13 protein-coding genes are annotated in these 14,719 nt (G+C 40.2%); 5 read left to right on the top strand and 8 right to left on the bottom strand.

Annotated features, from left to right (window positions below; all coding sequences use genetic code 11):
- Positions 1-11 precede the first annotated feature (11 nt).
- Both ACOOEY_RS15940 and ACOOEY_RS15945 read right to left on the bottom strand, forming a co-directional pair.
- A complete protein-coding gene (locus ACOOEY_RS15940; RefSeq protein ID WP_420385716.1) occupies positions 12-1,361 on the bottom strand; it encodes a sensor histidine kinase in 1,350 nt (449 codons plus the stop codon).
- Entirely contained in the window at positions 1,351-2,727 is a 1,377-nt protein-coding gene (locus tag ACOOEY_RS15945; RefSeq protein ID WP_420385717.1) for a sigma-54-dependent transcriptional regulator, read from the bottom strand. Before ACOOEY_RS15945 ends, ACOOEY_RS15940 begins: the two co-directional genes overlap by 11 nt.
- Before the next feature lie 575 nt (positions 2,728-3,302).
- Between ACOOEY_RS15945 and ACOOEY_RS15950 the strand changes: the two genes are divergently transcribed.
- The 3 genes from ACOOEY_RS15950 (at position 3,303) to ACOOEY_RS15960 (ending at position 6,749) form a co-directional block, all read left to right on the top strand.
- Entirely contained in the window at positions 3,303-4,550 is a 1,248-nt protein-coding gene (locus ACOOEY_RS15950; RefSeq protein WP_420385718.1) for an efflux RND transporter periplasmic adaptor subunit, read from the top strand.
- A gap of 50 nt (positions 4,551-4,600) precedes the next feature.
- A complete protein-coding gene (locus ACOOEY_RS15955; RefSeq protein ID WP_420388660.1) occupies positions 4,601-5,296 on the top strand; it encodes an ABC transporter ATP-binding protein in 696 nt (231 codons plus the stop codon).
- Positions 5,297-5,408: 112 nt separating this feature from the next.
- Positions 5,409-6,749: a TolC family protein gene (locus ACOOEY_RS15960; RefSeq protein WP_420385719.1), complete on the top strand. Its 1,341-nt coding sequence runs from the start codon at positions 5,409-5,411 to the stop codon at positions 6,747-6,749.
- Here ACOOEY_RS15960 and ACOOEY_RS15965 read toward each other — a convergent pair.
- The 4 genes from ACOOEY_RS15965 to rsfS form a co-directional block, all read right to left on the bottom strand.
- Complete coding sequence (locus ACOOEY_RS15965) at positions 6,746-7,552, bottom strand: hypothetical protein (RefSeq protein WP_420385720.1); 807 nt, start codon at positions 7,550-7,552, stop codon at positions 6,746-6,748. The two genes, ACOOEY_RS15960 and ACOOEY_RS15965, sit on opposite strands and share 4 nt — an antisense overlap.
- Entirely contained in the window at positions 7,542-8,303 is a 762-nt protein-coding gene (locus tag ACOOEY_RS15970; RefSeq protein ID WP_420385721.1) for a UDP-2,3-diacylglucosamine diphosphatase, read from the bottom strand. The genes ACOOEY_RS15965 and ACOOEY_RS15970 overlap by 11 nt, the downstream gene beginning before the upstream one ends.
- Before the next feature lie 91 nt (positions 8,304-8,394).
- Positions 8,395-10,497: an ATP-dependent zinc metalloprotease FtsH gene (ftsH, locus tag ACOOEY_RS15975; protein WP_420385722.1), complete on the bottom strand. Its 2,103-nt coding sequence runs from the start codon at positions 10,495-10,497 to the stop codon at positions 8,395-8,397.
- Between the two features lie 60 nt (positions 10,498-10,557).
- Positions 10,558-10,911 carry a ribosome silencing factor gene (rsfS, locus tag ACOOEY_RS15980; protein WP_420385723.1) on the bottom strand — a complete coding sequence of 118 codons (354 nt, stop codon included), beginning with the start codon at positions 10,909-10,911 and terminating at the stop codon, positions 10,558-10,560.
- Positions 10,912-10,996: 85 nt separating this feature from the next.
- Between rsfS and ACOOEY_RS15985 the strand changes: the two genes are divergently transcribed.
- Positions 10,997-11,728: a biotin--[acetyl-CoA-carboxylase] ligase gene (locus tag ACOOEY_RS15985; protein WP_420385724.1), complete on the top strand. Its 732-nt coding sequence runs from the start codon at positions 10,997-10,999 to the stop codon at positions 11,726-11,728.
- A gap of 62 nt (positions 11,729-11,790) precedes the next feature.
- Entirely contained in the window at positions 11,791-13,098 is a 1,308-nt protein-coding gene (gene ahcY / locus ACOOEY_RS15990) for an adenosylhomocysteinase (protein ID WP_420385725.1), read from the top strand.
- Positions 13,099-13,145: 47 nt separating this feature from the next.
- Here the strand turns inward: ahcY and ACOOEY_RS15995 are convergent, their stop codons facing one another.
- Positions 13,146-13,964 carry an FkbM family methyltransferase gene (locus ACOOEY_RS15995; protein ID WP_420385726.1) on the bottom strand — a complete coding sequence of 273 codons (819 nt, stop codon included), beginning with the start codon at positions 13,962-13,964 and terminating at the stop codon, positions 13,146-13,148.
- On the bottom strand, positions 13,961-14,716 hold the full coding sequence (locus ACOOEY_RS16000; protein WP_420385727.1) for an FkbM family methyltransferase: 756 nt from the start codon (positions 14,714-14,716) through the stop codon (positions 13,961-13,963). Before ACOOEY_RS16000 ends, ACOOEY_RS15995 begins: the two co-directional genes overlap by 4 nt.
- Positions 14,717-14,719: the final 3 nt, after the last annotated feature.

Below are 14,719 nucleotides of genomic sequence, written 5' to 3' on the forward strand. Positions count from 1 at the left end.
TAGTGATAAAACTAAAACCTAAGTGTGAATTCTGTGCCTTCACCAATCACTGATCTAACGGTAATGGCTCCTCCATGTTTTCTCATAATTTGCTTGGATAATGAAAGACCAATACCTGAACCCTGCTTTTTGGTGGTGAAGAAAGGGATGAATATTTTACCTAAAGCTTCTTCATCAATTCCCGAACCGTTATCTCTGATTTTCATAGTGGGTCTGCCATACTCATTAACGAAAGCATTCACGATGATCAACTTCTCACCTTCAGTCTCTTCCAGAGCATGCATGGCATTTTGAATCAGGTTAATCAGCACCTGATCAATCAACTCTTTGTCTACATGAATCTTTAGCCCTTTTGGAACAATGTTGATGTTGAACTCAATATTTCTGGCGACCATGTCATGCGAGAGCAATACCTTGATATGGTCTATGACTTTATGGATTTCAATTTCCTGAATCTTTGGTTCAGGAATTCGGGTGAGGTTTCTAAAGTCAGATACAAAGCGAATCAGCCCTTCACTTCTACGTTTGATGGTTTGAACGGCCAGGTAAATATCTTCCAGTTCCTCCTTTTCGATAGGCACATCATCTTCGATGTTATCCACCAGATTAACCTCTACTGTATTCGCAAGAGAGGATAGGGGAGTAACTGAATTCATGATTTCATGAGTCAATACACGAATCAGGTTCTGCCAGGCGTCCATCTCTTTTTCTTCCAGTTCAGATTGAATGTTTTGAACTGAAACCAGTTTGAACTCTTCGCCTCTCAATACTAATTCTATGACATAGATTGACAGCTGGGTACGGGTGCCTTCATTTGTGAGTTCAATCAATGCACTGCCACCGGTCTTAAGCTTTACCAGAGACTCTACCAACTTCGGGCTAACCTTACTCAGCTCAAAAATACTGTTGAGAGATTCTACACCCAGTAACTTCTTAGCCGAGCTATTGATGATCTGGATTTCTCCGAGCTTGTTAAAGGTTACCAATCCAATGGCCACATGTTGAACAATAGTTCTGAAATAGTGGTAATTGGCTTCCTTTTCTGCCCTGATTTCTCTGAACTTACGGATAACGCTATTAAACTCATTATACAATTCATTCATAGACCTTCCCCTTCCTGAAGAGGGATAGGTTGTAGTGAAGTCGTCATATTTAATGGAGCTCAGGAAGCTTGCAATTTCTCTGTTGGTCTTATCGAGAGTTCTGATCAGGAAATAGATCTGAACCACTATGAGGATACCTACAAAAAAGGCGTTGACATTATTGGGCTGCTCATAATAGACATAAGCCAAAAGAAAAATAGAGCCAATCAACAAGACGACTCTAATGAGAACGGTAATTCTAAGGTTCTTAAAGCCCATGCTTTTCCAATCTTCTGTATAAAGAGGCTCTGGTGAGTCCCAATTCTTTGGCAGCTTTTGAGATGTTGCCTGAATGCTTGTTGATGGCTTTCAGAATGACATTCTTTTCTACATCATCGAGGTTCAGATTGTCTACAGCATCATTTTGATTGTCTTGCTTTTGTACAAGGAAGAAGAAATCATCTGGCATGAGCACATTCCCTTCACTCATAATGATAGCTCTTTCAATAGCATGTTGTAGCTCTCTGATATTGCCCGGCCATGAGTACTTAGATAGTTTTTTATAGGTAGAAGGAGCAATCTTCTTGAGTGGCTTTCTATACTTCTCTGAATATACCTTCACAAAATGATCAGCCAATAAGTTAATGTCATCCTGTCTGTCCCTTAGCGGGGGCAGATGTATTTCAACCGTATTGATTCTGTATAGTAAATCCTGTCGGAAGGTGTTTTCGGCTACCATATCATATACTGGCATGTTGGTGGCGCAGATCAGGCGGATATCTATATCGACAGGTTTGTTGGTACCAATTCTTGTCACCTGGCGTCCTTGTAAAACGGTCAGGAGTTTGGATTGTAAAGGCATACTGAGGTTTCCGATTTCATCCAGAAACAGGGAACCTCCGGAAGCTACTTCAAAGCGTCCTGCTCTGTCTTCTTTGGCATCGGTAAAAGCACCTTTCTTATGCCCGAATAGCTCCGATTCAAAAAGGGTTTCGGTAATGGCACCCATATCGACCCCCACAAAGACATTGTCTTTTCTCAAAGATCGCTTGTGAAGGGCTCGCGCCACCAGCTCCTTACCTGTACCGTTTTCCCCCAGGATCAAAACATTGGCATCAGTGCCAGCCACTTTATCAATGATGCTGAAGACATTCTTCATGGCAGGACTGTCTCCGATGATATCGTTGAAAGGTTTACTGATGTCGTCTTCAAGTTGCTTTTTAGCACTTTTGAGCTTTTCAACCTCCTTATAGCTTTGCTTGAGTCTTACGGCAGAAGAAAGAGTGGCCAGAAGCTTCTCATTCTGCCATGGTTTGAGCACAAAATCCGTAGCCCCTTCTTTCAGGGCTTTTACAGCCATTTCAACATCGCCAAAGGCAGTTATAAGAATAACAACTGCTTTAGGGTCGGCCTCAAGAATTTGTTCCAGCCAATAAAAACCCTCTTTACCACTGGTGGTATCATGGCTAAAATTCATGTCGAGGAGAATGACATCGTAAGTACCGTTATTCATGAGAAAAGGAATCTTCTTAGGATTCTTCTCTATGATTACCTCTTTGGCGTGTTTTTTTAATAATAGTTTGGCCGCAATAAGTACGTCTTCATCATCATCGATGATTAAAATCTTTCCTAATTCTTTCTCCACAAGCTTGGGTTTTACCTTTGATTAACTGAAATAATGCCAAATGACAATGAGGCTCAATTTAAGGGATTCTTAATTAAAAGTGTCCGTTTGCAGTACAATAAATAGAACGGAATCGTACAGGATGCCGGGAGCGTATTTTGAATCTCATGCTGAAGTGGTGATGCCTCTATTAGTACTTAACTAAGGTGAAATTTGCTAAAAAGCAGTAGGTACAGATATTTTTAATTCAATGTGTAAAAAAGACACCATTAGTTAGAAGAAGGTTTTGCAGATGTTAGATTAGTGCTTATATTGCAGCTGTTGTTTTGAATTAATTTTAAAGATTAATTCAGATATTTTGAGTTTTTGACCTTTGGGCTCGGTGCTGACCATACCGAGCCTTTTTTTATGCCCTTCCGTTTCGGTTGAATCTCAGAATGTGTTCGTTTTCGATCAATCTTTGTTTTAAATCTGTACACTTCCATGCAACCCTTTACTCTTCAGGATAGTCTATTTCATTGATTTTAAGCTTTTTACAAAAGTGGCACCCTTGTTGTCAAAAGCAGGTCGGATTAGAAAACACGACTAAATTAGCAATGGACAGAAAAATTAAGAAGAAGACGTGGACCACAAAACGTATAGTAACCATACTAGGAAGTGGCGGTATCTTATACCTGATACTATATGTGTTTGTCTTTGCAGACAATGCGTCAAAACTCAATGTAGACTTGGAAAAAATTAGTGTAGCTCCTGTGGTTGAGGGGCCATTCCAAGAGTACATCCCAATTGAAGGGACAGTACAACCAAAAACAACATTTTTCCTTGATGCCAAAGTAGGTGGTAATGTTCAGGAGAAATTCTTGGAAGGTGGGGTAGAAGTGAAAAAGGGAGATACCATCCTGAAGCTTGAGAATAGTAGTTTGGAAATGAACTATATAGGTCAACAAACACAGACTAACCGTCTTGAGAATGAAATCGAGAACACCAATAATAACTTACAACAGTCATTGTTTAGATCTAGAGCACAAGTGATCACGCTTGACTTTGATATTGATCAGGCTAAAGATCTGTACACTAGAAATCAGGTTCTTTGGAAGGATAATGTGATTTCTGAACAGGAATATTTGAACTCTAAAAGAAGTTATGAGAGACTAGTAGCTCAGAGAGAAAATACGCTTCAACAGATGAAGTATGACTCAATTAATGCCGTGACTCAGGTTAAGCAAAATGAAGCCAGATTGGTCACATCCAGAGAAAGTTTGAGAATTGTAGAAGGTCAGTTGGATGATCTTTACATAACAGCGCCTGTTGATGGCCTTTTATCAACTGTAAATGCAGAGATAGGTCAATCTATTGGTCAGGGTACTACCATCGCTCAGATTGATGATCTCGATGGGTTTAAAATTTCTGCCAATGTAGATCAGCATTATTTACCTCGAGTTTATGAAGGTCTGGTGGGTACTTATGATTTTGCCGGACAAGAATACAGATTGGAAATCAGAAAGAAATTCCCAGAGATCAATAACGGAACATTTGTAGTAGAGATGATCGGAGAGGTGCCGGATGGAGTTAGAAGGGGTCAGACTATCTCAATCAGACTGCAACTCAGCGAAGAAAAGAATGCCATTCAAATCCCTAGAGGAAGCTTCTTCCAGACTACAGGTGGTAACTGGATCTTTGTTCTGAATGAAGATGAAACAGAGGCTACAAGAAGAAATATCAGAATTGGAAACCAGACTCCTAGACACTATGAAGTGCTCGAAGGTTTACAACCTGGAGAAAAAGTGATATTTTCATCATACGAAGGATATGAAGACAAGGACAAGCTTGTCATAAAGAAATAAATTAATTCAAACAGCTAATTAACTTTATAATTATGGAAAACAACAAAAGTATCATCACTACAAAAGGACTGAAGAAGTTCTACTACACTGATGAAATTGAAACTACCGCGTTGAACAACGTGAATCTTCAGATTGCTGAAGGTGAGTTTGTGGCTATCATGGGACCATCCGGTTGTGGTAAGTCAACACTATTGAATATTATTGGTCTATTGGACAATCCTTCTGAAGGTGAGTTCTACTTTTACGATGAAGAGGTCTCAAAATATTCTGAAAGACAAAGAGCTGAGCTCAGAAAAAGAAACATTGGTTTCGTATTCCAGAGCTTTAACCTGATCGATGAGCTAACTGTATATGAAAATGTTGAGCTTCCATTGATCTATCTTAAATACCCTGCTTCTGAAAGAAAGCAAAGAGTAGAGGAAGTATTAGAGCATATGCAGATTATGCACAGAAAAGATCACTTCCCTCAACAATTATCAGGTGGTCAGCAACAGAGGGTTGCGGTAGCCAGAGCAGTTGTGGCTAAGCCAAACCTGATTCTTGCGGATGAGCCTACTGGTAACCTGGATTCAACTAACGGTCAGGAAGTAATGACACTTCTTAGCGACCTGAACGCAGGAGGTACCACTGTAATTATGGTAACTCACTCTGCTACTGATGCTGAATATGCTCACAGAGTAGTGAACTTGTTCGATGGTCAGGTAGTATCTGAGAACATCAATTCAAAAGAAAACTCTTTAGTCTAATTACCAACGACTATTGATGCTGTCCACTTGCCAAAGGCAGGTGGACCTTATAAGAAGGGCTTTGGGACAGCTCTTCAGGAATAATATTGCCCAAAGGATAGAAAACATTATTATGAAACGAATATTCACAATAGCTCTTTTAGCCATTCTGAGTACATCTGTGAGTTTTGCACAACAAGTGCTGACTTTGGAGGAGTGTATAGATATTGCACTTCAGAATAACCTGGACATTAAAAGAGCCAAGAATAACGCTGAAATTGCCAGAGCTAACTTTACACAAAGTAAGTTCAATTTCCTGCCTTCTTTGAGTGCTAGTGCATCTCATAACTGGTTTGAAGGACTTTCTTTTGACCAGACTTCTGGAGGCTTGGTAAACACTACTACTTTAAGTGGTGGTGGATCAATAGGTGCTGGATTAACTATATTTGATGGTTTCTCCAATGTATTTGGTATGCAGCAGGCTAAAGCAAACTATCAGGCTGCGGAGGAGGCAGTGAAAGGTTCAGTTCAGGCGACTCAGGCTAGCATTATTGCTTCTTTTCTTCAGGTAATCACTACTAGAGAGAGCTTAAAGATTAATGAAGAAACCAAATCACTTCTTCAGGAACAACTAGAGCGCGAGGAGAAAAGAGAAAGAGCTGGTGTTGGTAATATGGAGCAGGTTTATAATTTCCGTTCTCAGATTGCTCAACAAGAGCTTACTATTGTCAACTTGAAGAATAACCTGGAAACTGCCCAATTAACATTGATTCAGTTGCTATTGCTGGACCCCACAAATGAATATGATTTCCAGGGGATTACTCCAACAGATGCAGAATTGGATGAGGAATTAGAGGCTTATAATTCTGTATATGAGAGATCTCTTGACTACTCTCCATCAGTAAGATCTGCTGAGTTGACATTAAGTGCTACTGAGAAAAGTCTTCAGGCTGCCAAGTTTGCCTGGATGCCTTCCCTAAGCTTGAATGCTGGATATGGTACCTCATGGTCGTCAAACGTAAAGGCGAATGATGGTTCGGTAGTGGATTTATCTACTCAGTTTGAGAACAATGCCTCTAAGTCTGCCAGATTTAGCTTAAACATTCCATTATTCACCAATTTCAGAAATAGAACACAACTTCAGACTTCTAAAATTCAGGTGCTTAATTCTCAACTGGGTTTAGAGCAAGCCAGAAATACATTGACTAATCAGGTACAGCAGGCTTATTTGAATCTTGTGAATGCTAAAACAACATACGCTGCTGCAAGAGAGAGCAAGGTTAATCTCGATCAGTCTTTTGAGTTTGCAAAAACAAGATATGAGAATGGTACGATTGACTTTGTGACTTATTTACAGAGCCTGACTGCCAAGAACAGAGGTGATCTAGAATTAGTAAGGAGTAAGTATCAGATATTGCTGAGACAGTTTATCCTGGATATTTATACAGGAGAATTACAGCAGCCTGGTAATTAATTCAGACTCAGGATATCTACCCGATTTCCTGATAAGGCAAAGACTTGATTGTTTTCCATAAACACAATTTCGTAGGAGAGATCGGCAGTGCTGATCTCTCTTTTTGTTTTGGAATAAATATCCATCAGGATCATATTCTGTTTTTGTGTATAAATGATTTCATTTCTTGAAAAGGAGAAAAATGAAGGACTGTCTTCGGTCAATGTTTCAACATAATTTCCGAGGTTATCAAAGACAAGAAGTCCGTTTTTGGCATCGCTGATAAACAGCAGATTCTGATATTCTCTCATGAATAATGGGTCTATTCCAGATGTATTCAGCGATAGACTTAAAACATTATCTAATAGTTTCTCTCCACTTTGAAGGTCAAGTTTGATTAGAGTTAATGAATTTGAATCAATCAACCACAAGTTATTGTCGGCTGAAAGAGTGGCAATGCCATTGAATTGGCTGAGATTAAATCTTTGAAGATTATACCGTTCTGACTCCGTCAGAAAACGGTTTAAGAAAAGATATTCCTGAAAGCCTTGATAATAAACAAATACTCTTAACCCTTGCCATGCCTCTAACAAAGAGGGTCTTGCCTTTTTCCGTGGAGAAAAATGGTATTGAAGCTCGCCTGACTGATTGTATTTTTCAATCACTCCTTCATCAGAGGCAAAATACAGATAACCTTGTCTGTCAATTGAGGCAGCAACAGGTTCAAAGCTCAACTTAAAAGAACCCTTTGATTTGATTTGTTGAGCCTGTGCCAGAAAGCTACTGGCACTGAGAAGCAGTAATATGATTAGCCTAGCCTTCAAAAGTCTTGAGCTCAATTTTATTGTCAGAATAAACGGCATAAGTAGATGAACTCAGCCACTCTCCGAGGTTAATATAACGACTGTTTTCACCTACTTCCAGATCGAGAGGCAGGTGTCTGTGACCGAAAATGTAGTAATCCCGATGCTGGTTTTTCTCGAGTTCTTTACTGTATGTCCAGAGCCATTCACCTTCACCCAAAAATCTTTGCTCAGTATTGTTGGCCTGAGCTCTGCTTTTTCCAGACCAGAAGTTGGCCAAACCAATTCCTACATTGGGATGAAGCCAATGAAAAGCCCACTGAAAGAAGTTATTTGTGAAGATTTTTTTAAGGAACTTATAACCTTTGTCACCCGGGCCAAGTCCATCACCATGGCCAACAAAGATGCTGGTGTTATTAATCTCTAGTTCGATGGGCTCGGTATAGACTTTAGCATTAAACTCCGATTCAAAATAGCCGAACATCCACAGGTCATGGTTACCTGTGAAAATATGCAATTCAATTCCTGCATCAGCTATTTCGGCCAGTTTGCCCTGAAACCTTGAAAAGCCTTTTGGAATAGTGGTTTTGTATTCAAACCAGAAATCGAAAAGATCACCTACTAAAAAGATGGCTTGTGCGTCTTTTTTGCACTCATCGAGCCATCGTATAATTTTAAGTTCTCTCTCCCGACTTTTTTCAGGATCAGGTATTCCCAGATGGAAGTCAGAGGCAAAATATATCTTTTGTGACAGACCAGGGGTGAGCTTCATATTTTAAAATGAATATGGAAAGATAACCAAAGGGGTAGACAAAAAAAATCAGGCCCTAAGGCCTGATGTATTATTAAGTTTAACAGAGTTCTTACTCTTTATCAGGTTTTGTGTCAGAATCCTGAGGCTCATTGCTTACTTCTTCAGTCGTACTTTCTGAATTGGTAACTTCCTCTGAAACTGACTCTTCCTTTTCTTCTTTATCTTCTGCTTTACCATTCGAGTTGTTAGTGTAAGCCTGGTAAGTAGTTTCCTTGTCAAAAGGTCTTTTACCGATCAGGCTTTCCAGGTCTGATTGGAAGATAATTTCCTTGTCCAACAATTCCTTAGCTAAGATCTCAAGCTGTGCTTTCTTGTCTGTCAGTAGTTGCTTGGTTCTCTGATAAGCCTGTTCAACAAGCTTCTTCACTTCCTGATCAATAATCTTCGCAGTGTCTTCAGAATAAGGCTTATTAAACCCGTAGTCGTTCTGTTTTGAATCGTAATAAGAGATATTACCAATCTTATCATTCATACCATAAACGCTTACAATACTGTAGGCCATTTTGGTTACTCTTTCCAGGTCGCTCAGAGCACCAGTAGAGATTTTACCAAAGATGATTTCTTCAGCGGCACGCCCACCAAGGGTCATACACATCTCATCGAGTAACTGCTCGGTTTGATATAGGAATTGCTCCTTAGGTAAGTATTGAGCATAACCCAATGCGGCTACACCTCTTGGCACGATAGACACCTTTACTAATGGATCGGCATGTTCCAGGAACCAACCTGCTACGGCATGGCCCGCTTCGTGGTAAGCAACAATTTTCTTCTCTTCAGGAGAAATGATTTTATTCTTTTTCTCCAGTCCACCAATGACACGGTCAATGGCATCCTGGAAGTCAGACATATCAACAGCCTTCTTGTCTTTTCTCGCAGCAATCAGGGCTGCTTCGTTACAGACGTTGGCAATCTCAGCACCCGCAAAACCCGGGGTTTGAGCAGAAAGCTTCTTAGGGTCTACATCCTTCTCCAACTTGATTGGTTTCAGGTGAACTTTGAAAATAGCTTCTCTACCAACAATATCTGGTTTGTCGATGCTGATTTGTCGATCAAAACGTCCCGGTCTCAACAGGGCATTATCCAGAACATCAGGACGGTTGGTTGCTGCCAGGATGATTACTCCTGAATCGGTGGCAAAACCATCCATCTCCACTAAGAGTGAGTTCAGTGTGTTTTCTCTTTCGTCATTAGAGCCAGGCATTTGGCCTTTACCTCTTGAACGTCCGATGGCATCAATCTCATCGATAAATACGATACATGGTGCCTTTTCTTTAGCTTGTTTAAACAGGTCACGAACTCTGGCCGCACCAACACCCACGAACATTTCAACGAAGTCGGAACCTGATAGTGAGAAGAATGGAACGCCAGCTTCTCCGGCTACCGCTTTGGCCAACAAAGTCTTACCTGTACCAGGAGGGCCTACCAGCAGAGCGCCTTTAGGGATTTTACCTCCCAGTTTGGTGAATTTTGAAGGGTTCTTCAAAAACTCAACAATCTCTTTTACTTCTTCCTTAGCTTCATCCAGACCAGCCACGTTGTCGAAAGTGATTTTGACCTTGTTCTCAGTGTCGAAAAGAGCTGCTCTTGATTTACCAATGTTAAAGATTTGACCACCAGGACCTGTGTTTCCGGTCATTCTTCTCATCATTAACCAGAAGAAAAGAACAATTAGAATCAGGAATCCCCATGTACTAAGGAATTCAATGATGGTAGTTCTGTTTTTATATTTTACATAAACCCTTTGGTTATCGGGGATACTGTTGTCAGTTAAAAACTTGTTGTAGTACTCCTCGAATTTCTCAGCTGTAGGAAACCTGTCCTGCATCACGTAGTGCGGTCCGGAGTTAAAACCTAATACGTTGTTGTTCTCAATTTCAGTTTTGTATTTAGCATTTTGCAATGCTTCCTGTTTCAGGGTGATCTCCACCATACGCTGGTTTTCAACATAAACAATGTCTGAGACATCGTTGCTCTTGATCATGCTTTCAAACCTTACTGGTGTAATAGGGATTCCCGAGCCTGAATTGGTAAAGAAGGATATGGCGAAGAATAATATAATGAGGGATACAAAGATCCATATTTGATTATTCGGCCTTTTTCCTCCCGGAGCTGGCTTGCCCAGTATGTTTTTCTTTCTTGGACTATCTGGCATTATTTATTTTTTTGAGTCTTTAAAATCTACATTATAACGCGCTGTTGGAATAAAGGTTAATCAGGCGTTTTGGGTTACAGAAGTAATTACGGCATCACCCCAAAGATCTTCGAGTCCGTAATACTGTCTTTTGTCTTTTCTGAAGATGTGGGCTACTACATTCACGAAGTCAATAAGGATCCATTCTCTGTTGGTAAAGCCCTCTTTTCTCCAGACTTTTTCGTTGTGTTTTTCAACCTCTGCCTCAACAGATTTGGCTATGGCTTCCAGCTGTGTATCGGAGTTACCTGAGCAGATGACAAAAAAGTCACAGATTGAACCTTTCACCTGGCGTAAATCCATAACTACAATGTCCTCGGCTTTCTTCTCTTCCATTCCTCTGACAACTACATTGCTTAGTTCTTCCGAATTCATTAATGATTTAGTGATGTATATTTGATTTTCTTTGCGCGTAAAACTACGAAAACTGTTGTACAAAATTCCTGCTAATACCTTATTTATGGGGAAGGTGGTAGAATATATGCCATCATGTCACTCTACCAATGATATAGCCCACGAAATGCTTGTCAGTACTGACATCAAAGAAGGCACCTTTGTCATTACAGATCATCAATTGGCAGGTAAGGGCCAACGTGGAAATAGCTGGTTTAGCGCTGAAGGAAAGAATCTCACCTTCTCCATAATCCTCAAACCAGGCTTTTTGTCAGTTGATAAACAATTTTATTTGAATATGGTCGGCTCACTGGCTGTTAAGGCTGTGCTCAAGGAGTTAGCGAGTGATGCACATGTAGAGGTGAAGTGGCCTAATGACATCATTCTGAATGGAAGAAAGGCCTGCGGAATTCTGATTGAAAACAGTGTCAGAAAATCGAACATAGAATATAGTATTGTTGGAATTGGTTTGAATGTTAATCAAAGGTCTATAGGACTTGAAAGAGCTACTTCAATAGTGAATGAGGCGAACCGGGAATATGGTCTCCAAGAGGTATTAGATCTACTTCTTGGTCATCTGGAGTCTTTATATCTCAGGTTGAAAAGTGGAAAGGAGAAGGAGATCAAAGAACAATACCTGGGAAGTTTGTTAGGCTACAAAAGGCTGAGAAAATATCGTGCTGAGTATATTTTCGATGGAGAAATTATAGATGTTCGCGATTCCGGTCATCTTGAAATAAGAACACCTGTTGGTTCCGAGCTCTTCGATTTCAAAGAAGTAGAATTCATTTGGAATTAATTTAATTAATTGATCGGCAATACTTAAGGTGTTACCTTTGCGCCTCCAAAAAATGATATTCGATGCAAGAAACAGGAGTTAAATTCAAAGTTAAAGATATTAACCTCGCTGAGTGGGGTAGAAAAGAAATTCAACTGGCTGAGGCTGAAATGCCAGGATTGATGTCTCTAAGAGAAGAGTATGGTGAAAGTCAACCTCTCAAAGGTGCGAGAATTGCCGGCTGTTTGCACATGACAATTCAGACTGCAGTCTTGATAGAGACTTTAGTTGAGCTAGGTGCAGAAGTGACCTGGTCTTCTTGTAATATTTTCTCAACTCAGGATCATGCTGCGGCCGCTATTGCTAAGGCAGGAATTCCTGTTTTTGCATGGAAGGGAATGAATGAAGAAGAGTTTGACTGGTGTATCGAGCAAACCCTTCATGCCTTTGAAGGTGGCCAACCATTGAATATGATTCTTGATGATGGTGGCGACCTGACTAATATGGTTTTGGATAGATTCCCTGAGTTGGTTCCTGCAATTAAAGGCCTTTCTGAAGAGACTACGACAGGTGTTCACAGACTCTACGAAAGAATGAAGAAGGGAACACTTCCTATGCCAGCTATCAACGTAAACGATTCTGTTACCAAGTCTAAGTTTGACAATAAATACGGTTGTAAAGAGTCTTTGGTAGATGCCATCAGAAGAGCAACCGATGTTATGTTGGCCGGTAAGGTAGCTGTTGTAGCCGGATATGGTGATGTTGGAAAAGGTTCTGCTGCTTCTCTAAGAGGTGCTGGTGTAAGAGTGATTGTGACGGAGATTGATCCAATCTGTGCGCTTCAGGCTGCTATGGATGGTTTCGAAGTGAAGAAAATGGTGTCGGCCATTCCGAGGGCTGACATTGTTGTCACAGCTACTGGTAACAAAGACATTATTACAGGTGAGCACTTCCAAGCAATGAGAGATAAAACCATTGTTTGTAACATCGGCCACTTCGATAATGAAATAGATATTGCCTGGTTGAACAAAAACTACGGCAGTACAAAAACTGAAATTAAGCCTCAGGTTGACCTTTACAATATTGACGGTAACGACATCATTGTTTTGGCTGAAGGTCGTTTAGTAAACCTTGGCTGTGCCACCGGTCACCCTTCATTCGTTATGTCGAATTCATTTACCAACCAGACTTTGGCTCAGATCGAATTGTGGACTAATACGGATGCTTATGAGAATGCGGTTTATACTCTGCCTAAGCACCTTGATGAAAAAGTGGCTGCTTTGCACCTGGAGAAGATTGGTGTGGAGTTAGAGACTCTTTCGGAAGATCAGGCGGAATACATTGGTGTAACCGTAGATGGCCCATACAAGCCAGATCACTACAGATATTAACAGATAGATACTATCAACCGAAAAGGCCTTACTTGTGTGAGGCCTTTTTAGTTTTTATTCATGTAGACAAGGTTTTCGCCACTAATACTTTTTTCGAAATTGTATTTGGCAATAGCATTTTCAAAAATCTCTGTGCAACCAGGTTGTATTCTTTCATGAAGTTCAATAATCAGCAGCTTTACTTTCGGGAGCCAGTCTTCATGACTTTTATCTTTAAATACATTCATCTCGGCCCCTTCAATATCCAGCTTTAAGATGTCGATACTATCCCAGCCTTCCTGTTCAATAAGTTGGTTGATAGAAACCGCCTCGAAGGCACCTTCATCATTAGAATCACATTCCGCTACTTCAAAAGCCCAGTGATCCGTATCAGGATTAATGATTTTGAGACAGGTAGACCTGCCCCAGATAGCAGTCTTTTGAGGTTTGATGGTTGAGTATGATCTGGTGTTTTTAATTACCTGATCGTAATTGGAGCTATTCGGTTCAATAGCCAAAATTTGAGCTTCAGGGTATTTATTTGCGAAAAAGACAGAAGCATAACCTACATTAGCCCCTCCATCCAGAATCGTTTCAGGACTAAAGTCCAGGTTCATATCATAGCGAATATTCATAAAAACCTGCCTGAAGGTAGGTTCGTCAGAAGTGGCTTTTCTTAGGAAAAGAGTGTGAGGATAGCCGCTAAGTTGGAAATGTGTTTCTTCCTCTTCTGAGGTATAATTGAAAAAATCATTGTAAAGCCTGAGTCCTTCTTCTTTGCCCCACTTCTTTACATATTGTTTTGGTCTGTAGTATTTTTTGAGCTTGGTTTTGAGTGGCTCATAAGTATTATTGGCAAAGTTCTTAAGCTTTCTTTTCAGACTCATGAGCTGGTGGGTTCAAAAACGAAGTTGTTGCAATATGCTTTTTTGTTAATTATTTCTTTCCCCTCGTCAATCGCCTGATGCTGATTAGCATCAAACTCTTCAATCGCTACTCTCTTGCCTTTATTGAAGAAATAGCCTTTGTAATTTAACTGCTTTAAATAGTTGAAGACATCTTCGACCTTCATATGATTAAGGTGCCTGTTTTCACACTCGAAAATCAACTTAGGTTGATCAGTCTTCAATAGTGCTTCAGCACCTTTAAATACCTCAAGCTCATGACCTTCTACATCAATTTTGATTAAAGATACTTTTTCTGACCTGCCTTCCAATACCTCATCAATTTGAAGCACAGGTACTTCTATGCTATGTCCTCCTTCTACATGAGGCCTGTCTTCAAAAGTGGCTCCCGGAGAAGTTAATCCCTCTGCTTTAGGTATGAATAAATTTAGTTTACCTTTTTGAGAGGAAACTCCCGCATGATGAAGTGTAATGTTTTGATAGCCATATGCTGCTATTGCCTCCTTTATGTAATTGTAAAGCGATGGTTGTGGTTCAAAGGCTACTATTTGCCCCTGATCACCAACAGACTTTCTCAGCCAGTGTAAGTATCCACCTTTGTGCGCACCAATGTCTAGTACAAAATCACCGGGATTAACTGATTGAGTAATGTAATCAAGTTCGGCCTTATCCTCTACAAATCGGTATTTAAGAGCTCTGTAAAGGAACTTGGTCTTTGAAAACTTTTTAGGCATAAA

The organism is Roseivirga sp. (assembly GCF_965216855.1).
In the GTDB taxonomy this organism is placed as follows: domain Bacteria; phylum Bacteroidota; class Bacteroidia; order Cytophagales; family Cyclobacteriaceae; genus Roseivirga.